This is a genomic window from Natrialba taiwanensis DSM 12281, assembly GCF_000337595.1.
In the GTDB taxonomy this organism is placed as follows: Archaea; Halobacteriota; Halobacteria; order Halobacteriales; family Natrialbaceae; genus Natrialba; species Natrialba taiwanensis.
This window is the reverse complement of record NZ_AOIL01000012.1, coordinates 72244-94524: the sequence shown is the minus strand read 5'-3', so window position 1 is coordinate 94524 and position 22281 is coordinate 72244. Positions and strand designations below refer to the sequence as shown.

General features: G+C 63.1%; 17 protein-coding genes, 1 tRNA gene and 1 pseudogene. 4 read left to right on the top strand and 15 right to left on the bottom strand.

Going from position 1 to position 22281, the window contains the following annotated elements:
- Positions 1-11: 11 nt before the first annotated feature.
- From C484_RS02730 to C484_RS02705, 5 genes are all read right to left on the bottom strand, one after another.
- Entirely contained in the window at positions 12-1556 is a 1545-nt protein-coding gene (locus C484_RS02730) for an ABC transporter substrate-binding protein (RefSeq protein ID WP_049914990.1), read from the bottom strand.
- Positions 1553-3898, bottom strand: a complete 2346-nt coding sequence (locus C484_RS02725; RefSeq protein WP_006824445.1) for a dipeptide ABC transporter ATP-binding protein — start codon at positions 3896-3898, stop codon at positions 1553-1555. The genes C484_RS02730 and C484_RS02725 overlap by 4 nt, the downstream gene beginning before the upstream one ends.
- Positions 3899-3900: 2 nt before the next feature.
- Positions 3901-4809 (bottom strand): nickel transporter permease, encoded by a 909-nt coding sequence (nikC, locus tag C484_RS02720; RefSeq protein ID WP_006824444.1) that lies wholly within the window; start codon positions 4807-4809, stop codon positions 3901-3903.
- Entirely contained in the window at positions 4806-5750 is a 945-nt protein-coding gene (gene nikB / locus C484_RS02715; RefSeq protein ID WP_006824443.1) for a nickel ABC transporter permease, read from the bottom strand. Before nikB ends, nikC begins: the two co-directional genes overlap by 4 nt.
- 557 nt (positions 5751-6307) lie before the next feature.
- Positions 6308-6736: a CopG family ribbon-helix-helix protein gene (locus tag C484_RS02705; protein ID WP_006824441.1), complete on the bottom strand. Its 429-nt coding sequence runs from the start codon at positions 6734-6736 to the stop codon at positions 6308-6310.
- A gap of 206 nt (positions 6737-6942) precedes the next feature.
- On the opposite strand from C484_RS02705, the gene C484_RS24135 reads away from it, so the two are divergent.
- On the top strand, positions 6943-7317 hold the full coding sequence (locus C484_RS24135; RefSeq protein ID WP_006824440.1) for a hypothetical protein: 375 nt from the start codon (positions 6943-6945) through the stop codon (positions 7315-7317).
- 790 nt (positions 7318-8107) lie between these two features.
- Here C484_RS24135 and C484_RS02695 read toward each other — a convergent pair.
- The 3 genes from C484_RS02695 to C484_RS02690 all read right to left on the bottom strand — a co-directional run bounded on the left by C484_RS02695 (position 8108) and on the right by C484_RS02690 (position 10602).
- Positions 8108-8290 (bottom strand): hypothetical protein, encoded by a 183-nt coding sequence (locus C484_RS02695; RefSeq protein WP_049914989.1) that lies wholly within the window; start codon positions 8288-8290, stop codon positions 8108-8110.
- A 1002-nt stretch (positions 8291-9292) separates the two neighbouring features.
- Positions 9293-9467, bottom strand: a tRNA-Trp gene (locus C484_RS22795).
- 46 nt (positions 9468-9513) lie between these two features.
- On the bottom strand, positions 9514-10602 hold the full coding sequence (locus C484_RS02690) for a DUF5794 domain-containing protein (RefSeq protein ID WP_049914988.1): 1089 nt from the start codon (positions 10600-10602) through the stop codon (positions 9514-9516).
- Positions 10603-11077: 475 nt separating this feature from the next.
- Here C484_RS02690 and guaB point away from each other — a divergent pair, with 475 nt between their 5' ends.
- Positions 11078-12580, top strand: a complete 1503-nt coding sequence (gene guaB / locus C484_RS02685) for an IMP dehydrogenase (protein WP_006824437.1) — start codon at positions 11078-11080, stop codon at positions 12578-12580.
- Between the two features lie 3 nt (positions 12581-12583).
- Here the strand turns inward: guaB and C484_RS02680 are convergent, their stop codons facing one another.
- The gene (locus C484_RS02680) at positions 12584-13069 is read right to left on the bottom strand and encodes a cupin domain-containing protein (RefSeq protein ID WP_006824436.1); all 486 of its coding nucleotides are present in this window, start codon (positions 13067-13069) and stop codon (positions 12584-12586) included.
- A gap of 117 nt (positions 13070-13186) precedes the next feature.
- Between C484_RS02680 and C484_RS02675 the strand changes: the two genes are divergently transcribed.
- On the top strand, positions 13187-13675 hold the full coding sequence (locus tag C484_RS02675) for a fibrinogen-binding protein (RefSeq protein WP_239640912.1): 489 nt from the start codon (positions 13187-13189) through the stop codon (positions 13673-13675).
- 9 nt (positions 13676-13684) lie between these two features.
- Here the strand turns inward: C484_RS02675 and C484_RS02670 are convergent, their stop codons facing one another.
- The 4 genes and pseudogenes from C484_RS02670 to C484_RS02655 all read right to left on the bottom strand — a co-directional run bounded on the left by C484_RS02670 (position 13685) and on the right by C484_RS02655 (position 18978).
- The gene (locus C484_RS02670) at positions 13685-15538 is read right to left on the bottom strand and encodes a YcaO-like family protein (RefSeq protein WP_006824434.1); all 1854 of its coding nucleotides are present in this window, start codon (positions 15536-15538) and stop codon (positions 13685-13687) included.
- 49 nt (positions 15539-15587) lie between these two features.
- Positions 15588-16846, bottom strand: a pseudogene (locus C484_RS02665) (SPFH domain-containing protein).
- A gap of 172 nt (positions 16847-17018) precedes the next feature.
- The gene (gene grpE, locus C484_RS02660) at positions 17019-18287 is read right to left on the bottom strand and encodes a nucleotide exchange factor GrpE (RefSeq protein WP_006824433.1); all 1269 of its coding nucleotides are present in this window, start codon (positions 18285-18287) and stop codon (positions 17019-17021) included.
- A 208-nt stretch (positions 18288-18495) separates the two neighbouring features.
- Positions 18496-18978 (bottom strand): SRPBCC family protein, encoded by a 483-nt coding sequence (locus C484_RS02655; RefSeq protein ID WP_006824432.1) that lies wholly within the window; start codon positions 18976-18978, stop codon positions 18496-18498.
- 107 nt (positions 18979-19085) lie between these two features.
- Between C484_RS02655 and C484_RS02650 the strand changes: the two genes are divergently transcribed.
- Positions 19086-20750, top strand: coding sequence for a DEAD/DEAH box helicase family protein (locus C484_RS02650; RefSeq protein ID WP_049914987.1), 1665 nt, complete (start codon positions 19086-19088; stop codon positions 20748-20750).
- A 170-nt stretch (positions 20751-20920) separates the two neighbouring features.
- Here C484_RS02650 and C484_RS02645 read toward each other — a convergent pair whose 3' ends face one another.
- Both C484_RS02645 and C484_RS02640 read right to left on the bottom strand, forming a co-directional pair.
- Positions 20921-21220 (bottom strand): hypothetical protein, encoded by a 300-nt coding sequence (locus C484_RS02645; RefSeq protein WP_006824430.1) that lies wholly within the window; start codon positions 21218-21220, stop codon positions 20921-20923.
- 172 nt (positions 21221-21392) lie between these two features.
- Complete coding sequence (locus C484_RS02640; RefSeq protein ID WP_006824429.1) at positions 21393-22280, bottom strand: mechanosensitive ion channel family protein; 888 nt, start codon at positions 22278-22280, stop codon at positions 21393-21395.
- Between the last annotated feature and the right edge of the window lies 1 nt (position 22281).

The following is a 22281-nucleotide window of genomic DNA, read 5'->3' as shown; positions in this document are numbered from 1 at the left end:
ATGCCCCGCGTTCACTCGCCGTCCATCGAAATCGCCTCGAGCCCGTAGTGCAATTCCGTCGGGTGAGGTTCGTAGCCACGGACATCGTCCCCGGTCGCGATGACGTTCGTGTCGTTGGTCACGACGGCGATCGGCGCGTCTTCGACGACGATCGACTGGACCTCGCGATAGCGTTCCCGTCGCGCCCCGCGCTCGTCGAGTTCTCGTGCGTCTTCGAGCAGCGTATCGACGTGATCGTTCCCGTAGCCGTGGGGTATCGACGCGGCCGTCGAGTGGTACAGCTCCGCGAGTCGGTCCGGATCGGGATACCAAAGCGTTCCCCACGACGTGAAGTAAGCGTCGAACGACCGCTGATGGACCCGATCGATCATCGCGCTGTACTCGAGCGTTCGCACGTCAACGCTGATGCCGACCGCAGCGAGGTGATCTTGCATCACCTCGGCGATCTGGGGGAGGCTTCTGGCGTCGAAGGTGAGAAACTCGACGGTCAGTTCGACACCGTCGCGCGTCCTGGTCTCGCCGGCGGTTCCGGTCCATCCGGCATCGTCGAGCAGTGTCCGGGCCCGGTCCGGATCGTAGGGATTCGACTCCAGATCCGGATTCGCCCACTCGGTGATCGACGGCGAAAACGGCCCGACTGCGGGCTCGACGAGTCCGCCCAGGAGCGACTCAGTGATCGTCTTCCTGTCTATCGCAAGGGACACGGCCTGCCGAACTCGCCGGTCGTCGAACGGTTCCGAATCCGTATCGAACGCGAGGAATCGGATTCGCGGAACCGGTGGCGTGTAGACGTCGATCCCGCCGGTCGATTCGAGCGCGTCGACCGTTTCGTGCGGGAGGATTCGCGCCATCTCGAGTTCGCCGTTCTCGAGTTTTATCCGGCGCGTCTGATCGTCGTCGACGACCTCGTAGCGAACCGACTCGAGGGCCGGAACCTGCCCGTAGTAGTCGTCGTTGCGGGCGGTCAGGATCTCGGTGTTGGGGTTGAACGATTCGACGGCGAACGGTCCGGTACTGATCGTCTCGGTGACCGACCCGTCGTCGTCGACGGCGCGGGGGCTGAGGATCACCGCCTCGTTACGCGAGAGGTGAGCCGGCAACGGCGCGAACGGCGTTTCGGTTGTGACGGTGACGGTCGTCTCGTCGACCGCCTCGACGGCGTCGATCGGAACGTCCTCGAATGCGGGCGCGTCGACGGTTCGGGTGAGCGAGTCGACGGCGGCCGTCGCATCGAACGCCTCTCCGTCGTGAAACGTAACGTCCTCTCGAAGCGTGAACTCCCACTCCCGGTCGCTGCGTCGCTCCCAGTCGGTCGCCAGTTCGGGCGCGGGCGACGCGTCGTAATCGACGCCGACCAGTCCCTCGGTGATTCCGAGCCGGCGAATCGTGCTGCCGCCGTCGAGCGGGTCCCGGTTCGGTTTCCACGGGCTACCGATTCGGAAGTCAGCCCTGTTTGCATCGTTTGCCAGACACCCCGCAACGGCGAGCGCTGCGGTTCCGAGCGTCGTTTGCAGTGCGGTTCGCCGATCCATCATGTGCCATCTCTCGTCTGTCATTGCGTGTCGGTCTCGTCGGTGGTCTCGATCGATTCTGCGGCCTCGACGTCCGGAACCGGCGCTCCCTCGCTGATTCCCGGGCGGTCCTCGCTCGCTCGCGAATCGTCCGCATCGGTCTCCCGGCGATCCGCATCGTCCCGCCACTCCGGAGCGTACAGACACCGCGAACGCGCGTCGCCGACGGCCTCGAACGTCGGCTCAGTTCGCGAACACTCCTCGGTGGCGGCCGGACAGCGGGGGTGGAAGGCACAGCCCGCGGGCGGCGCGGCGGGACTCGGAGGGGCTCCCGCGAGCGCATCGCTGCCCGACCCCGTCGCCGATCGCGACTCGCGGTCGGCTCCCGTTCGACCGTCCGGAATCGCATCCAGCAGCGTTTGTGTGTACGGATGTGCCGGATTCGAGAGCGTCGATCGCGCCGGCCCGACCTCGACGAGTTCACCGCAGTACATCACCGCGACCCGATCTGCGATGTGGCGAACGACGTCGAGATCGTGCGAGACGAACAGGTACGCGAGTTCGAGTTCGTCCTGCAGGTCGGCGAGCAGATTCAGGACCGTCGCCTGCGTCGACACGTCGAGTGCGGCCGTCGGCTCGTCCAGGACGAGCACGGACGGCTCCAGCGCGAGCGCGCGAGCGATCGCGACGCGTTGGCGCTGGCCGCCCGAGAGCTGTCGCGGGTACCGATCGGCGACGGCGGACGAGAGCCCGACCAGCGAGAGCACCGTCGCGATGCGATCGTCCCGCCGCGGCTCCGCCCAGCCCGCTTCGAGGAGCGGTTCGGCGATCGACTGTGCCACCGTCCGTTTCGGATTGAGACTCGCGCCCGGGTGCTGGAACACGATGTCGATCTCGGCCAGTTGTGAACTCGTCCGTGCGTCGACGCCGCCGACCCGCTGGCCGCGGAGGCTGACCGTTCCGTCGTCCGGCGTTTCGAGGCCGGCGACCAGGTGGGCGAGCGTCGACTTTCCACAGCCGCTTTCGCCGACGAGGCCAACGGTTTCTCCTGGTCGAAGGTCGAGGGACACGCCGGTAACGGCCGGCACTCGGTCGTCGGTTCCGAGGAGTCGATCGAGGAGCGCGTCCGACTGTCGGAAGGATTTCGTGACGCCCTCGAGTTCGACGATCGGCTCGGCCGCGTGTTCCGGTCCCGGTCCCGGCCCCGGTCCCGATCCTGAGTTGTCGCCCGGGTCCCGCCCGGAATCGTCGCCCGGAGCAGCCGTCGCAGCCGCGGCTGTATCCGTGCCGCCGTCGACGGCCAGCGACGGCGCGTCGCGTTGCGCGTCGCTCCGGGTGTCCGGCCGGGGGGTCCGCACCGCCTCGACCGGCGCGTCGCGGGCAGCCGGCACGTCACACCGAACCGTTCGGTCCGACCCGACGGCGACCGTCGGCGGTGTCGATGTCCGACAATCGGTGGTCGCGAACGGGCACCGATCGGCGAACGCACACCCCGATGACGCGGCTCCGTCCGGCGGCGTCCCCGCGACCGTCGGGAGCCGCGACCGGGGCTCGGTGCGGCGCGGCAGACACCCGAGCAACGCCTTCGTGTAGGGGTGTGCAGGATTCGACCGGAGTTCGTCGGTCGGGCCCCGTTCGACGACGACCCCGTCGTACATAACGACGATCCGTTCACACAGCGCCGAGACGACATCGAAGTCGTGGCTGATCACCAGCATTCCCATCCCGCGTTCGTCGTTGAGTTCGGCCAGGCGTTCGAGGATCGCCGCCTGCGTCGTCGTATCCAGGGCCGTCGTCGGTTCGTCGGCGATCAGGACGGACGGCCGCCGAGCGAGCGCGATCGCGAGCATCGCCCGTTGACGCATCCCGCCGCTGAACTGGTGGGGATAGTCGTCGACTCGTCGGTCGGGCTGTGGAATCCCGACGGTCTCCATGAGTTCGAGGACGGTCGAGCGTACGCTCGTCGATCGGAGCCGTGCACTCGCCCCGCGTGCGAGTTCTTTGAAAAACGGCTGCGCGTCCGGCTCGCGGTGAACTCGAAGGGCCTCGGCGATCTGTTCGCCGATCGGGTAAACCGGGTTCAGCGTCGTCGACGGGTCCTGGAAGACCATCGCGAGTTCTTGGCCGCGGAGCCGTCGGAGCGTCCGGTCGTCGGCCGTCGTCAGGTCCCGGCCGTCGTAGCGAATGTGTCCGTCGACGATTTCGCCCGGGGATTCGAGGCGAACGATCGATCGGGCGGTGACCGACTTGCCGCAGCCGCTTTCGCCGACCAGACCGACGATTTCGCCGGGGGCGATCTCGAACGACGCGCCGTTGACGGCGTGCACGGTGTCGGACTGGGTGCGAAAGCGAACGTGGAGATCGTCGATTTCGAGCGGACCGCCCATCGTCAGGTTCGCCTCCGTTGTCGGTCGTCCAGATGGTCGGGATCAAATCGGTCTCGCAGCCCATCACCGAGCAGGTTGAAACCGATAACGGTCGCCATGATCGCGACGCCGGGTGCGGTGATGAGCCACGGGGCCGATCGCATGTAGTTTCGCCCGTCGGCGATCATCGACCCCCACTCGGCCGTCGGGGGCTGTGCACCCAGTCCGAGGTAGGAGAGCCCGGCAGCCGCGAGGACGATCGTTCCGAGGTTGAGCGTCGCGAGGACCAGCACTGGATTGACGATGTGTGGTAGTAGGTGGCGCTTGACCAGTCGGTGCCACGGCGTCCCGTAGAGCATCGCGGATTGGACGAACGGGCGCTCTTTGACGGAGAGGACGGTCCCTCTAACCACCCGCGCGTACGACGCCCAGCCGACGATCGACAGCGCAATGACGACGTTTCGCAGGCTCGGTCCGAGAACGCCGGCGATCACGAGCGCGAGCACGAGGCCGGGGAACGCGAGCTGGATGTCGACAAGTCGCATCAACAGTATGTCGACGAGTCGGCCGCCCGTGGCGGCGAGCAGGCCGACCGTCGTCCCGAGGACGAGTCTGACGAGCGTCGCCGCGAGCGCGAGCGCGAGCGAGACGCGGGCCCCGTACGCGAGTCGGGTCGCCACGTCGCGACCGAGCGCGTCGGTACCGAGCGGATGGGCGAGCGACGGGCCCCGCAGTCGCATCTCGAGCACCTGCGTCGTCGGATCGTATGGCGACACCACCGGACCGACGAGGGCGACGAGGACGAGCAGTCCGATGACCCCGCCTCCGAGGCGGATTGCGGTATTCGTGTGGAGGGCGAACCGCCGGTACCGCCGGTACAGCCCGCCGAGACCAACGTTCGACGGGACGAGTTCAGTCGTCGATTTACTCACGGTCGCTCACCTCTGCGTTCGATGCGCGGATCGAGGGCGACGTACGCGAGATCGACGAGTTGATTGGTCACGACGAACGCGAACGTCGTGAGTAGGACGACTCCCTGCACGATCGGATAATCTCTGGCGAAGACGGCATCGACGAGCAGCGTGCCGAGACCCGGTCGTTGAAAGACGGCTTCGACGACCACGGCACCGTTGATGACGGTCCCGAACTGGAGCCCCACGATCGTCACGACTGGGACGAGAGCGTTCCGGAGCGCGTGTTTGTACACCACGAGCCGTTCGCGGACGCCTTTCGATCGCGCGGTATCGACGTAGTCGGCGTCGAGTACCTCGAGCATCGATGCGCGGACGAGGCGCGTGACGATCGCCGCCATCCCGGTGCCGAGCGTGAGCGCCGGGAGGACGAGCTGGCCGAGCGTTCCCGCGCCGCTGACCGGCGTCAGGCCGAGCCACAGCGAGCAAACGAGGATCAGGAGGTACCCGAGCCAGAAGTTCGGCATCGAGACACCGACCAGCGCGGCGATCTGGCTCGTCCGATCGATCCAGGTACCGCGGTGGACGGCGCTTACCACGCCCATCGGAACGGCGAGTAGCACCGAAACGGCCGTCGCCGCCAGCGCGAGTTCGAGCGTGTTCGGAAGCTGTGCGAGCACCAGCGAGGTGACGGGTTCGGACTGTAGATACGAGGTGCCTAAATCGCCCTGTACGGCGTCGGTGAGCCACGAACCGTACTGGACGAGGAAGGGATCGTCGAGTCCGTGCTCCGCGCGAAAGGCCGCAACTTCCGCGGCCGAGGGTGAACTCTGGCGTTGTTCTCTGAGGATCGTATGCGCCGGATCACCCGGCGTGAGAAACACGAACCCGTACGTGATCAGCGAGACGCCGGCCATCACGACCGACAGCGAGCCGAGTCGAGCGAGGAGGGATCGCAGCATGCTAGTGCTGGATCGTCGCTCGTCCCCGCCCGAGAGTACAGTCCGCGATGGCGGTCGTCGATTCTCCGTCGATCACCGTCGAGCGCCCTCCCATGCAATATGAATTGTAGTAGTGAAAATATGATTGTAAAACTTCGGGTTTCGTCGCGGCGTACTCATTGACGGTCGTCGGCTGAGGTGAGACCGGTCGGTCGTAGCACATCATTCGTTCGCGACCGGATACTCCAAATCCCGTTCGTCGGCCAGTCGGCCGATTTCCGCGAGCATGTCGCCGTGGAATCGACGGCAGTCGTCCCCGATCGAGGAAGTTCTCGCCGCGCTGTGAGAGTCCGGTACCAAGGCTCTCACTCGAAACAGGCGCTGGGATCGGCAACCGGATCGTGCTCGATTGCATACCCCGATTATGAATATCTTCTACTAAAATATTAACTATTGGTACTAAAACTTGTTTGGGTATTAATAAGTGCCAACAATGAGGTCCGCGTTCAAGTTGCGATTTTGACACCCCGCTGAGACGGCCACTGAATGGTGACCGAGACGGTATGGCGGTTTCGTCCTTAGCTCATCTCGGCCAGCGGCCCGAAATCGTCGACGGGAAGCACCGAATAATCGATCGTGAGCGTGTCTTTCGTCGCTCGAATCTTGCCGACGAACGTCGAAATCTCATCGAGCGATCCCTCGAGCACGAACAGTTCCATACAGTGGTGCCCACCGACGTGGCTGTGAAAGTTCGAAGCGACGAGCTCCTCGTGTTCGTGGCGGAGATGCATCATCTTCTCTTCGACGCTCGTCGTCTCGTAGTCGAACACCACCGTCACGACGCCCATCAGGTCGCGACCTTCCAGTTTCTTGTCCTCGAACTCGCCGAGGAGATTACGACTCGCCTCTCGGAGTACTTCGCTCCGGCCGGAGTAGCCATGATCCTCGGAAAATTGGTCGATCCGTTCGAGTAACGCTTCGGGCATCGAGACGCTAACGACACTCATATAATAACATAGTCGCCACAAAATGTTAAATATTGTTATCTCCCCACCCACGGGACCGAGACGACTTTCGGCGATCTCACGTGTCAACAGACGCCCACCAGACGCCTGCCGACAACCGTACTCACTTCTGATTGTTCGTTGTCGACAGCGTATGGCCGATTCACGGACACGGAAGGCGAGTTCACTCGCACTCGTCAGCAACGTCGTTGCTGTCGCCCGCAACTGACCGCTCCGCCATCTCCGCTGGCTTCGCATATCACGCGTTCAACGCACTCGTCCCGCTCCTCATCCTGCTGCTCGTCGGGATGAGCCTCGTCGACGCGCTCGAACCACTGCTTCGCGCCGTCGAGGCGGCAACTGAACTCGAGGACGTTCTCACTCATGACGCGATCCTCGTTACGGGGACCACTGATACCAATATCGTGCGCGCTGGAACGCTTGTATTCGTGATTCTGCTGTGGAGTGGTGTCCGGCTGTTCCGGGCGCTAATCCCGAAAGAACCCATCCCCGAAATGAGCGGACACTACGCCGTAATCACGGATTCCGAAGGAAACCGGGTCGGGTTGCTATCCGACGAGTAACGCGCGAGAATCCGTGATCTGTGTAGCGCCGTCATTATCCTTTTTCTGCCTCCGAAGGCCGGCTCTCGGGTCCCGTTCCCGATCCACACCGGACGGACAAGGAGACACCTCAGCAACTGCAATCGCCCAGTCGAACTTGTCATCGTGTCCGCCACCGGCCCACCGAACGCACTCGATGGGACCCCTTTCTATACTCGATCGTCCCACCATCTATTACTCCCTTTGAGCACTCCTCCGTTCGGGATCACTCCAAGACGATCGTGTGGCTGTGCTTGCTCATCCCGCAGAGACACACTTGACGACCAGAATTCGCCTCAGAGACGTTCTGCCTCATCACTTCCGAGGCCCGAGTTCACTCAGGGGCCCGACCCGTGTCAGATCGGAACGCTGTCACTCGAGAACGCTATATCTGCTGGCTGTCTACCAGCACTGAGTGTCATGGACGAAGACGATGAGTCCCGGAAAGTAGCAGCAGTCTGTGAAGTGGGTGGGTCCGCATACGCCGCTGTCGAGCGCGCAAACGGCGATCTGCACCCCGTGGGTCGGACGGACGGGTGTTGTAGTGACTCCAAACTCTGCATTCTTTCGGACTCCTACTCTGATGCAGACACCCGTGAGAGTTGGTGATCCATCGGACCGTATCTGATTCCGTCTTTTGCGCTGAACTCGGTGACGCGGATGTGCAACTGAACTCGTCTCGTCGGTCGTCTGCCGGCGAATGAGCGCGACTCCAGTGTGGGGTTGCTCTAAAAACAACGTACTGCAGAGCGACGATCCATTTCTGATTGATCTAACAGAAGTATACCCAGAATTTGTGATCGGCCGGACACACGGCAGTCGTATAGTTCCCGTAGAGGGCGACGTACCGTCTGACTTCGAGTTCGGCATCCGCGTCCGGAACCGAGACCACCGTTTCCTGCTCGCAGTGCGGACAAGAGATAGTCGCTAGCTCTCGGTTTGCTGTTGCTGCCATCGGTTAGTCGTCCATCCTGGTCGACGCATGTTCGGTACCATCGCGTCCGGGGTGTCCACGACTGTGAGATCTTCTTTGGATTTTGGATTGATGCATGACCGTCAAATCGATTTTGGCACCTAACGCTACGAGTGACCGGAATATGTAGGCACTTAGTGATAATAGGTCAGCTACTGACCGCTGTGCAGGCAACGAACGACGGTCACCAGTTGCACTTCTCTCGTCCAGACTTCAGTAACGGAAGTAGCTGCAAAAGTGGTTCTGTGGAGTCTCTTGGCGGAGAGATCGTTTCGCCGGCTACTGACCGCATGGGGGACCAAGACTGAGAATCCTCCAAGACAGACTGGTTCGATGACGGGTTTCCGTTTCCGCTGGCACAGCGGCGGCGATCACCGCGGAACCCAATGGGCCCATAGTGGCTCTATTCTCAGCGTTCGTAATCAGGGACAGATTTCCCGAGTAGAGCGTTCCGTAGTACCAGCTAGGCGAATGGTTTACAATACCGCGTGAAAGTAGAGATAATAGTACTATATACAGCAATATATTCTATTTATAACAATGTCTTATATACACACCTGTAATGAGCCTGCCAGCTCTATATGTGTGGTGATACCGTGCTATCTATATGGGCAACCAAGCAGAGAAAGAGCGAATTCTTGCACAGTGTCGTGAGTGCGAGACCGTCTATACATCTAAGCGGGACCCCGACGGTTCGATCGTCCCAATTGGTCGGAAAATGGGGTGTCAGTGCGGCTCTACGTCGTTTATCGAACTAGAAAGCGAGCTGAACACGAGTTCATAGCACCTCCCCGTTGCCCTCTCGACATGCGATCCGCTTTGATCAGCAACGGACCTCCGTCGAGAACGCGAGAAAGCCTCTCCTGGCTTTGTAATTAAATCGGGTCGGAGGGATTTGAACCACGGTCACAGCAAAGCTGCTCCCTGATTCAAATCCCCCTTGTCTAATACTCACCGCTCACGATGTTGTTCGCGGTGAGGATATGGGGTCGGAGGGATTTGAACCCCCGATCGACTGATATCTCCGGTGCGCCTCGGAACTCCAGAGGGTCATCACACGGACACTGATCAGGTGCCCGATCAGTATATCAGTCTGGAGTGTCGTCCCGGGCGCGGTGCCTCTGGAGTCAGTCGCCATCCCTGGCTTGGCCACGACCCCTCGATATCTCGTTGGGGGATAGTGCCTAAAGTGGTTTCGATTCGGACTACAGCCACGGGGCGCGGCCCTCGGTTTTGGTCGTATCGTCGCTCGGATAGGGACCATCGTCCGCATCCGACGCTGCCTCCGCTTGCTCCTCATCGTGTTCAACACCGCCGTCCGTCTCAGAGACGCCGTGGTGCTTGCGATCTCCCTCGCGGCTGGCAGTATCCCCGCCATCAGAGAGTGGACCGGTGCCGACAGCGGGAACGAACGAGGCAGCCGTTCGCGCCGCCGATGATCCGCCTGATTCCGTCGCGTTCACCGGCAGCGATTCCGACGCAGCCGTCGCCGAGGGAACGGACGGAGTCTCGTCATCCGGTCCGCGCTGGTTCGTGATCGTCGAACTCGTCGAGGCAGTCTCGTCGCTATCGAACGGAATATCGATCGCGAAGACGGCCGCGACGACGAGGGCAGCCAGTGGGGCCTGTCCGAAGCCCATCCCGACCAGGGACAGTGGCAACAGTCCGAGTGCAACGGCGCTGCCGAAGCGGAAGCGATCGATGTCCATGTACTCGCGCAGATAGGGGCCGCTGATTGCGACGGCGAGTGCAAATGCAACCCCGGTCACGGCTGCCAACGTGGCGTTGGCCACGAGTGCCGGATCGTTCATGAGTGCAAGCGTGACACCGCTTGGATCGATACTTGCGACCATCCCCAGTCCGATAATAACGCCGGGACTTGGCAGGTATTCGCCGATCGTTGCGCTTGCTGTCTTCGCTGCGATTGCGAGGATGACGACGGCGGCGAACCGCTCGATAATCGCCTCGTGAAGGAGACTCCCGATTGCGGGAGCGAGCGCAGCCTGGACGGCGGCGAGCAGTATCAGCGGAATACCGACGAGCAAGACGATCGCGACCTGCTCGCGCGGGGTGCCGTTCATCTCGGCGAGCATGACGGCGACGGTGGCACTGCCACCGAAGATCAGCAGGCCGGTCTGGATGGCACTCGAAGGACTATCGATTGCACCGGCGAGGATAAGCGCCGGGAAGACGCCATCGACCAGCGGGAGCATCATCACCAGCGCTAACAGCCGAGCGTCACCCCCTACTAATCGCTCGAGACGAAGGGCAACCGGGTGCTGGGACGTACTCATCGCTCAGGGACGATGGCCATGACCCGAGGCCAGTGGGTGATGTGATAACCGGCTCCGCACGGACTGGACTCCATCACACCAGTTTGCCGGGGCGGACCGATTCGGCCACTGCGCCCGGCGAATGCCTCGTGCTGTGAGTTTGAGTGAAATTGTAAATTTCCCGAACATATTTTTCGCGGCGGAGACGGCGGTCGTCCGGCCAACGGTTCGGGTCTCGCTGGAACTCACAGCGTTCATACACGAGTGGAATACCGGCCCGTCAATAAACGTTGCGTGAGATACGGTTACACAACTCGGCATACTTTCGCCGTCGACGGCCAGATCCTGACGAAGGTGCACTAATCTGATCGATTGGTTCCAACTCTCAACCTGGCCGCCGTATCGGTGGACGGGACGAGTTCAGCTATCCCGTCAGCGATTCTCACTCCGGTCCCCATCTCGCAACGCTTTTTGCCCGGGCGTTCGGACAGTTTACATGGCGAACGACGTTCCAGAGCACGAGCCGTATTCTTCGAAACTCCAGGTACCAGAAGCGCTTACGTTCGACGACGTCCTCCTTCGACCGAAGGAGAGCCGTGTCGAACCGGACGACGCGGATCTCACGTCGAACGTCTCGAAAACCGTCGAGGTCTCCGTTCCGATCCTGTCGGCAGCGATGGATACCGTCACCGAGGGCGACATGGCTATCGCGATGGCTCGCCACGGCGGCCTCGGCGTCCTTCATCGAAACATGAACGTCGACGAGATGGTCGACGAGATCGAACGCGTCAAGCGCGCCGACGAACTCGTTATTCCCTTCGATTCAGTCGTCACCGCCGACCCAGAGATGTCGGTCCGTGAGGTTGACGACCTGATGGCCCGGGAAGGCGTCGGCGGCGCACCGGTCGTCAATACGAACGGGGAAGTGCTGGGAATCATCTCGAGCACCGACATCCGGCCGCACCTCGAGGTCAACGAGGACGATCCCGTCACGGAAGCGATGACCGACGAGGTCATCACAGCCCCCGAAGACATCGACGCCCGCGAGGCGTTCGACCTGATGTACGAGCACAAGATCGAACGCGTCCCCGTCGTCGACGACGAGAACCTGCTGGTCGGACTCGTCACGATGCAGGGCATTCTCCAGCGCCGCGAGTACCAGGAAGCCGTCCGCGACGAGGACGGCCGCCTCCGCTGTGGCGTCGCCGTCAGCCCGTTCGAACGGGACCGCGCCGAGGCCGCGGACGAGGCCGGCGCGGACGTGCTCTTTATCGACACCGCACACGCGCACAACATGAACGTCATCGACGGCGCTCGCGAGATCAAAGAGCACGTCGACGCCGATGTCGTCGTCGGCAACATCGGGACCCGAGAGGCCGCCGCTGAACTCGTCGACTTTGCGGACGGAATCAAGGTCGGCATCGGCCCCGGATCGATCTGTACGACTCGCGTCGTCTCCGGCTCCGGGATGCCACAGATCACGGCCGTCGCCCAGGTAGCCGACGTTGCCAACGAACACGACGTTCCCGTCATTGCGGATGGTGGCATTCGCTATTCCGGCGACGCGATCAAAGCGGTCGCAGCCGGTGCCGACGCCGTCATGCTCGGCTCGTATTTCGCCGGCACCGACAAGGCACCAGGCCGTGTCGTCACGATGAACGGCAAGAAGTACAAGCAGTACCGCGGCATGGGCAGCGTCGGTGCGATGAAATCCGGCGACAGCGACCGCTATCTCAAGGACGAACCCGACGAAGACGACGAGTACGTCCCCGAAGGCGTCGAAGCGGCGACACCGTATAAGGGCTCGCTCCAATCTGAACTCCACCAGCTCGCAGGCGGAATGCAGTCCGGAATGGGTTACGTCGGTGCAGAGACGATCCCGGCGTTCAAGGAGCGATCAGAGTTCGTCCGCGTCTCTTCAGCGGGACAGGCAGAGAGCCACGCCCACGACGTGGTGATTACGGACGAAGCACCGAACTACTCGCCGGACGATAGCTAGTCGCTAACTGAGGACGAACGAGTTCCCACACTCGGTGCAGGTGAGTCGAAACTGGCCGTCATCGGTGAGTTCGAGTCCGTGGCCCCGTTCGGTTTCGCACTCCTGGCAGTAGACGAGCGATTCGATCTGGTCCCAGTCGTGTTGTGATCCCGGCGCACCGAACGCGAAGCCGACGACGGGTTCGTCGGCGTCTTCGGGGTTGTACCCCTGCTGGAAGTCGCCGGGGGCAAATCGGATCACCTCGCCCGCATCGACGGTAGCCGTCCCGTTTTCCGTGTCGAACGCCGCCGTTCCCGACTGGACGTAGAAGACCTCCTCCTGATCGTGGTGGGTGTGAAAGCCGCCCGAGAAGGACTCGCCGGGCTCGAGTTCGAAGTAGTTCATCGCGAAGTCCGACAGACCGAGCGCCTGTGAGATCGGTCGCCGGACGGAGTGGACGGCCATCGGATTCGGTTGGTTTTCGACCTCGTCGATCGTGACGCGTTCCATACACGGGTGTTCACGGAGATTAACATAAATCCCAGTGGCAAGTTCTCGAGAGACGTGCTGTTGTATACTCGACGACAAAGAGTAACGCCTACAGGTATCGGCTCCCGATGAAGAATTGTGAACCGCCGTACGGTCATCCAGTCTGCTGGTGTGGGTGCCCTCGTTGGACTTTCGGGCTGTATCGAGGGCGTCCAGGAGCATTTCATGGGGAGCGTGCAGGGCGTGATCCCGATGGAGATCCACAGCGAGGCGAGTCGCTCTTATAACATCCAGATTCAGGCATACGAACGGAAAACAAGCCGACAGACCTACGATCATAGTTTCGCCGTCACGCCGGGCGAAAACGTCCAGCCGGAGCACCTAAGCGCCGTCAACCAGAGCCTTCAAATCGTAAAACACGGCGAGGAAGATGGCCAGGAGACGGTTCGAGAGGTCTCTATTTCGGGCGAAACGGAGCTGGTTTTGGTCACGATCACCGACAATGATCTGGAGATAGAGGCCCGTTATGACGAGACTGAGACGGGTGTTCCGAATAGCAATAACACGACAAACGAGACGACTACCGACGAGACACCGAACGAAACGTCCAACGAAACGGACGAGTGACTCCGCTGCTCAGGGATACGGGTGAAATTCCCGGTCGAGTCGAGCGTCGAATCCGAGTGTCGCCGGCACGTGCTGCGCTCGCTCACCGAAAAACGGCTCGCCAGTAAACAGGGGCTGTGCGCCGGGAACGACGGCTCTAACGACCTCGAAGCCGGCAGCTTCGACGTCCCGCGTCGTCAGGCGGGCGGCGTAGGGAGTCAGGTCGGCGTCGCGCACTCGCTCGATGACCGCCTCGAGTTCAGCGAGGTTCCCTTCGCCTTCACCCTCGCCCTTGCTCTCCTGACGGTTTCCGCTCGAAAGCACCCCGGGATCGGGACCAACGCCGGCGGCCGGCACTGTTTGCTCGACATCGACGAACGAGCGGACCGCCTCGGGGAACGTGCCGTACTCGCCAATCGCGCCGGACGCCTCGCTCGCTTCCTCGGGGCCGAGACTTCGCAGTTCCATCCAGTTCTGCAGTGCCTCTTCGAGCGCCGAGACAGCGGCAGCCGTCGCGTCGAGGGCGGCCGCGGAGCCGACGGCGAACGCCGGCCATGCGTCGTCACCGCCGCTGCCGGTACTGTCGTCACCGTCATCACCGCGGGCCATCGTGCTGACAGCCGCCGGCTCTCGGTGGACGGCGACCGAGACGACCGGGACGTCGATATCTTGCGTGACGAGCAGCGGCGTCACGGTGAGCCCCTCGCTTCGTGCGCGTCGCGAGAGGACATCGAACGTCGGGTCCTCGACGGATAACCCGAGCGGTTCGAACGTCGAATACCACGCGAGCATCGTCGCGTCACGTTCGATAACCTCCGTCAATCCCGACAGCAGTGCATTGGTTGTCGAGGACCCGAGCCCGAGCCCGGTCGTAATCGCAGGCACGAGTTCGTCGCCGGGCGGGGGGAACTGCACCGCCGCCGCGGGCAGGTGAACCGCTTCGCCGGTCGCGAGGTTCTCGCCGGGGACCCAGCGACGGGATGCCGTCGCGTCGTCTGCGGGCGCGTCGGCCGGCCGCACGAGTTCGGTCGGCGACACGGCGGTATCCAGGTCGTCCTCGCTCGCGTGGACGAACTCGTCGTCCCGGTAGACGCCGGCGCAGTACCGTTCCAATCCCTCGCCGACGGCTTTCATCAGCGCGGCGTTCCAGTCGTCGGCCACGCCGGCGGCCTGGGTCGGCGCGCTGGCGTCACTGAACTCGCGCGTCTCCGAACTCGTGGCAAGGTAATAGGGTGCGGGAAAGGAGTCGGCCTCGCCGATGGTCTCGATGATTCCGACGCGGTCGTCGATCGCTTGCTCTGCGTGTTCGGCGGCCGCGTCGAGTTCGAGCGAGTCGTCGTCTCGAGGGAGGGTCCGGTCGCGTTCGCTCGACGCGCACGCACAGCCGGGGACGGGAAGCACTCGGCGTCGGACGTGCGGAAGTTCGATCGTGTGGCCGATCACGGACTGTTCGGCACCCGAAAAGACGCGAACGCACTCCCTGCCCGCGAGGGCACCGGCAAAGCGGGCCGTCGAACGGTCGGTGCGTGGCTGGCTGCCGCTGTTGTCCCGGTCGAGCGCCGCGCCGACGCGCGTTCGGAGGCAGTCGTAACAGCCGACGCCCGGGCCGGCTGCGGGGGCGAACCCGGAGACGGCAGCATCGACTTCCGGGAGCGGGTGGCCGCCGATACCACCGATTTCGACGGCGATCCACGGGGTGTCACCGGAGCGAGCCGCCTCGTTCGCCCGCTCGAACGTCCGTGCGCCGGCGACGTCACTGACGATGGCGAATCGAGCGTCGGCCAGGTCCGCCGGGGTGGCGTCCTCGACGGTAACGTCGGCATCGTCGAGTGCAGCGACGAGGGCCGCACGAACTGGATCGTCGGCGACGACGTGTACGTGCATACCTGAACCTCACAGGCGGCGGGCAAAAATGTCGTGTTCGAGTCGCTCGCTACTGCTCCGTGTCAGACTCCGCGTTAGAGACCGATTCTTGGCGCGTCTCCGAAATGTCGATGACATCTCCCGATTCCCCGCCCATATCCTCACCTTCCTGAATCGCCTGTGCTTCCTGTTCCATCGCTTCGATATCCATCTCCGTCTCCTCGATTTCGCCGATGATCTCGCTGATGTCGTCCAAGCCGATCAACTCACGGGTCTCCTCGTCGAACCCAAGGCTCTCGAGTTCGGTGCCGTCTTCCCTGACGTCACTGCCGGAGAGGTGTTTGCCGTAGCGGCCGAGCATCGAGGAGAGTTCCTGTGGGAGGACGAACGTCGTGGACTCGCCCTGGCCGATATCGGCGAGCGTGTCCATGCCTTTGTCGATGACGGCGCGTTCGCCCATGGATTCGGCCGAGCGANCTCGCCCTGGCCGATATCGGCGAGCGTGTCCATGCCTTTGTCGATGACGGCGCGTTCGCCCATGGATTCGGCCGAGCGAGCGCGCAGGACGGTCGAAATGGAGTCACCCTGCGCTTCGAGGATCTGGCTCTGCTTTTCACCCTGAGCGCGGATGATATTCGACTGTTTATCACCTTCGGCCGTCTCGACGGCGCTGCGGCGTTCGCCCTGGGCTTCGAGGATCATGGCGCGGCGTTTGCGCTCGGCAGAGGTCTGTTGTTCCATCGCGTGCTGGACGTCCGGCGACGGATTGACCTCGCGGACTTCGACGGACTCGACGCGGATACCCCACTCGTCGGTGGGTTCGTCGAGTTCCTGCCGAATGCGCTCGTTAATCAGTTCGCGGCGGGACAACGTGTCGTCGAGTTCCATGTCGCCGAGCACGGCGCGCAGGGTGGTTTGGGAGAGATTCGAGACGGCGTTTTTGTAGTCGTCGACTTCGAGGAAGGCCCGGGTCGCGTCCATGACGCGGATGTAGACGACGGCGTCGGCGGTGACGGGTGAGTTGTCCCGGGTGATCGCCTCCTGGCTGGGAACGTCGATCGTCTGTGTTCGCATGTCGAAGGTGTAGACACGCGAGACGAACGGCGGCACGATGTTGAGTCCCGGCTCCAGAAGCTTGCGGTACTCGCCGAAAACGGTGAGTGCGGCCCTGTTGTACGCGTCGACGATCTCGACCATCGACCAGACGGTGACCACCACAACTGCGAGGACGAGTGCCCCGGCGATGAGGAGTGGATCGTCGAGTTGTACCTGCAGCGGTAGCTGTAATTGCAGGTTTTGAGACAGGGTACCGTATGACAGTGTCTCCATCAGGAATACTAGGGCCGCCGGGCGAATAACTCTTGGTGTGGTCTGTCAGCGCAGCGCGCCGTGTTCGCCCCGTTCCCAAATCGCGTATATCATCGTGAGTGCCTCGTTACCAATAGATTCTGCGCCGCATTCCGGTTCCTCGCAGCAAGGCTACGTTTGACGCTCCTGTCACCTACTCGCTCTCGGACACACTCGATGCATCTTCGCCGCCAGCGCCGTCGTCCGTGCCCGTCCCTGCAGTTGCAGCCGCTCCTGACTCGTCGGCCGCAGCGTCTGTAGCAGTGTCCTCAGCGGCTGCAGTCGGTTCACCGGATCCATCCGTGTCTTCACCGCCGGTGCCGCCAGCACCGTCGCTGTCGTCACTCTCCTCACTGCCGGCACTCTCACCTGCGAGTTCACCGTTCGACACCGTCACCTGTGCGTTCTGGATGACTTTGTCGCCCATCTCGTAGCCGGGGGTGTAGACGTCCGCGACCGTTCCCTCGGGCTGCTCGCTGTCGACTTGCATCATCACTTCGTGGCGCTGCGGGTCCGTCGCGGTGCCCGGGTCGGGATCGATCTCGGTCACGTTCTCGTCCTCGAGAATGCGATCGAACTCGCGAAGCGTCATTTCGACGCCGTCTCGAAGGCCGTCCACGTCGTCGCTGCCCTCCTCGAGTGCGCGTTTCAGGTTGTCGCGGACGCCGATGAGGCGCTCGACGAGGTCCTCGGTCGCGCGGTCTTTGATCTGGTCCTGGCGTTTCTTCGCGCGCTTCTTGTAGTTCTGGAAGTCGGCCTGTTTGCGCTTGAGTCGCCCCTTCAGATCCTCGATCTCCGCCTCGTACTCCTCGAGTTGCGCTTCGTCCTCCGCCAGCGTCTCCTCGCGCGCCTCGAGTTCGTCCTGCAGGTCGCCGATCGTTTCGGCCTGGGCCTCGACGCGTTCGGTGAGGTCCTCGAGTTCGGCGCGCTGGTGGTCGACGGTGGTCGAGAGGTCGCGGGCGTGTTCGACGACGGCGTTGACGGTCTGGGCGAGATCGTCGTCGTAGGCGGTGACGCGGTCGATGAGTTGCTGGACATCGGACGGTGGGTCTGTGGAACTGTCCGATTCGGTCGGTTCGGCCGGTTGGGTCGATTCGGATGATGCGGATGATGCGGACGTGTCTGCACTCGTCGCCGACTGGCTCACCTCCGACTCGGTCGTCTCGTCTGCATCGGCTGGGGCGTCAGTATTGTTCGTTGGCTTCGGTTCCGATTCCGATCCCGATTCGGCAGCGTCGGTCGTGTCATCCGTCCGATCCGACGCGGCGGGAGCGTCCGCCGCGGTCGATTCCGCCGGCGATTCGGCGTCGGATTCCGAGTCCTCGACAGCGGACACAACGTCGGCGTCGGCCGTCGTCTCGGAGGATTCCTCGTCGGACGGGACACCCTGGGCTGGCGTGTTCGTGCCCTCGTCTTCGCTCATGTTCAGGTCAACGAACAGCGATACTAAAAGGGTTGAGGTAGCCGCTTGCGTCGTCACCGCTCCACCGACCGTCGGTATACTGCCCGCTGTCGGCGGCGAGAGACCGTATTGCGACTGACAATCCCCTCAGTAGCGGGTCGGACGTGAAACGAGGATTACACGGGATCAACAGTCGACTCCTCGCTGAACTCGCGCGAACGACGGTGCGTTACTCGGCGAGCAACGCGCGAGTTCGGCGATGGCGATACCGGAGGAATCCCGCGAGAAACGGCGTCATCACGGGAAGGTCTCCCGCGGTCGGCACGCGGTACGTTATCCGATCATGGAGAACGGTGTCGCCGTCAAGCGCCGCGAACCGGTGAGTGTGTCGCCAGGTCTCGAACGGGCCACGGTCGTCAACCTGCTCGTCGACGAATCCCGCACGGTCGTCGCTCACTTCGCGGTCGGTGATCGAAACGACCCACTCGCGTTCCGGAAGGAAAGCGCAATTGAACGGCTGAATCGTCAGGTGGACTTCCGTCCCGACGCGGAACTCGTCCGGGGCGACCGTTCCGTCCGGCCCGACGACCCGAGACACGCGGCCACCGAGCCATTCGGGTGTCAGTGCCTCTAATCCCTCGATAGCGTCGTAAAACACCCACACGGTCGCAAAGTCGACGGGAACGACGGAGGTGTGTCGGTACGTCGGCATACCACACCTCGTCTCCGCACCCACATTATCCCGCGTGTCGAAGCACCCATGCTGGCCCGCGTGTCGACTCCGGTCCCCGCGCGACAGCGCCGCCCATCCAACAGTATATGTATCTCTCTCCCCGACCATCGAGCGTGACGCGGACCTCGGACACGTCCCCCGTCGAACTCCACTACGAGGACGGAACGGTTCGGCTTCCGGAACTCGATCCCGCGACCGCCGAGTCGCTCCGACGCACCGTCTCCGACAGTGAACTCGAGCGCGATCCTCGAACGGACGGCTGGCGCGTGCCAGCGTTCCGGTACGCCGCGCTTCGTCGCGGACTCGCTGCGCTCGAAACCGACTCCGAAGCGGACTCGGCCGTCGGGATCGATGATCGCGTTCTCGACCTGCCTGCGCTTTCGGCCTCGAGTTCAGGTTCGGATTCAGAGTCGTCACCGGGTTCGGATTCGGATCCCGTCCTGCATTCGGCCTACGAACTCCGCGCGTACCAGCGCGAGGCGCTCACCGACTGGCTCGAAACCGACCGGTGGGCCGACGTGCCAGCCCCGGGCGACGACGGCCCGCTCGCCCGCGCTCGCGCCCCCGCCGGCATCCTCGAACTCCCCACTGGCAGCGGGAAAACCGTCATCGCACTCGCGGCCATCGAACGGCTGGCCGTCCCGACCCTCGTCGTCGTCCCGACGATCGACCTGCTCGAACAGTGGGAACGCGAACTCGAGCGCGAGTTCAACTGTCCGATCGGTCGCTTCGGCGGGGGCGAACAGCGACTGGAACCGATCACGGTGTCGACGTACGACTCGGCGTACCTCAAGGCCGATGCGGTCGGCGACCGGTTCGGACTGGTCGTCTTTGACGAGGTCCACCACCTTGGCGGCGAAGGGTACCGCGAAATCGCCCGCCTGCTCGCCGCACCCGCTCGACTCGGGCTCACCGCGACGTTCGAACGGCCGGACGAGGCCCACGAGATCGTCGCCGAAATCGTCGGCCCGCTCGTCCACCGCGTCGCGGTCGACGAACTGGCGGGCGACCACCTCGCCGCCTACGACCTCAAGCGACTCGAGGTGTCGCTCACGCCGGCCGAACGAGCGGAGTACGACGAAAAACAGCAGGTCTTCGCCGACTATCTCGCCCGATCGAATATCCGGATGCAAAGCGGCTCGGACTATCGAGAACTCGTCAAGCGCTCGGGGAACGATCCCGAAGCACGGGAGGCGCTGCTCGCCCGCCAGCGCGCCCGCGAAATCGCCCGCGGCAGCGAGGCCAAACTCGACGCGCTGCAGGACATTCTCGACGACCACCGCGACGACCGGATCATCATCTTCACCGCCTACAACGACCTGGCCTACGACGTGAGCGAGCGCTTTCTCGTCCCGACGATCACCCACCAGACCGGGGCGGCGGAGCGACGCGAGATCCTGGACCGCTTTCGCGACGGGACGTACTCCCGGATCGCGACATCGAACGTGTTAGACGAGGGCGTGGACGTGCCGGACGCCAACGTCGCCGTCGTCCTCTCGGGCAGCGGCAGCGAGCGCGAGTTCACCCAGCGACTGGGGCGGGTACTCAGGCCGAAGTCGGGCGGTGAACTCGGAGCGGATGGGGTCGTCGACGCATCCGTATCCGAATCCGAAGACGAGGGCAACACTGAGAAGACGAAAAGGAACGAGGAGAAAGACGAAATCGCCGCGGCCCGCGCCGGTCGGGCGATTCTCTACGAGGTCGTGAGCGCGGAAACGTCGGAGGAGAACACCGCCGAACGGCGATCGTAACGGCCCGCGGAGTCGCAATTCAGCTTCGAACCGACCGCTGAGCCCCGATTCAGCGGTGCGTTGTGGGTGCGGTGTTACTCGCCCTCGATGACGATTTCCTGATCGAGCGTCGGTTCGTATCAGAGATCCATGTGCTGGGAGAGCGATCCTAACTCGGCGTACGACGCCGGTCACGGAAACTCTTGCTCTTCCTCGGCAACGGCGTCGATTTCGAGGGTAAAGGAGACGGGGACATCGTCGATCGGGATCTCCTCGTTCGCCATTTCAGCATCCAGTTCGAGTGTTTCCTCGTGAAACCACGTCTCTCGTTCGTTCCCAACCCGGATTTTGAACTCGTATGCAACGCGCGAGCCGTTATACACGCCGAACGAATACGTTTCCTGCTCGTCGCTGGAAACGATATCCGAACAGCCCGCAGAGAGGGCGACCAGTGCGGTTCCAGACGCGGCGAGCAGCGATCGTCGTTTCATTCTGACACCGACAGGACAGATAGATATCACCTCGTCGGTGGACGGATGACCCGAAGTGGAAGTAACGCAATACCGGTGTCAGTAACGGACCTGCGCTCGATGATGGATATGGGCTCCGACTCCGATACCGAGGGTTGAGACCGGGTACCCTCGATCTCCACACGGGATGAGTCTACGCAGATCTCGTTTCGGTGCGTTCGTCGATCGTGACTTCCCCCGCGAGTTCAGCGTGCGGATACGGCATATCGATTCCCTCGGCGTCGAAGCGTTCCTTGACGGCTTCGACGAACGCGGTTCGCGCGGCTGGCGGTCGATGCTCGACCGGGTCGATCCAGAGGCGGCCGGAAAGGACGACCGACGAATCGCCGAGATCGGTGACTGCCACCGACGGCGCAGGGTCCGTGAGCGCGCCCGGAACCCGCTCGGCCTCGTCGATAATCGCTGTGCGGGCCCGCTCGATGTCATCGTCGTAGCTGATGCCGAACTCGTAGGACACTCGGAGCAAGCCGTTTCGCGTCGAGTTGACGAGCACCGAGTTCGCGAGTTCGGAGTTGGGGACCGTCACGAGTTCGTTGTCGAGCGTTTCGAGGCGCGTGACGCGCAGTTGGATATCGCGGACGATACCCCGGTTGTCGTCCCACTCGATGGTATCGCCGACGGTGAACGGTTCGTCCTTGACGATGAAGATGCCGGCGACGAAGTTCGCGATCAGGTCCTGGGCCGCGAACCCGACGGCGAGGACGACGGCACCGCCGAGCGCTGAGAGACCGACGAGAACCATCCCGAAGCCGGCGATGGTGGCGGCGAGTGCGATCGCGCCAAGCAACACGAGCGCGGAGACGATGCTCCGCGCGAGGGAGATGAGTCCCTGATTGAACCCTCTGCGTTCGAGCGCTCGTTCGGTGAGACCGATGACGACGGATTTGCCGAGCCAGTAGAGAACCGCGAACGAGACGAGGAACAGCCCGGCGATCGTCACGCCGTCGATAATCGCCGGTATGATGTCTGTAAGCGTCGGGACGGCTTCGTCCGAAGTCCCCTGTAGTTGGAGTGCGTTCACA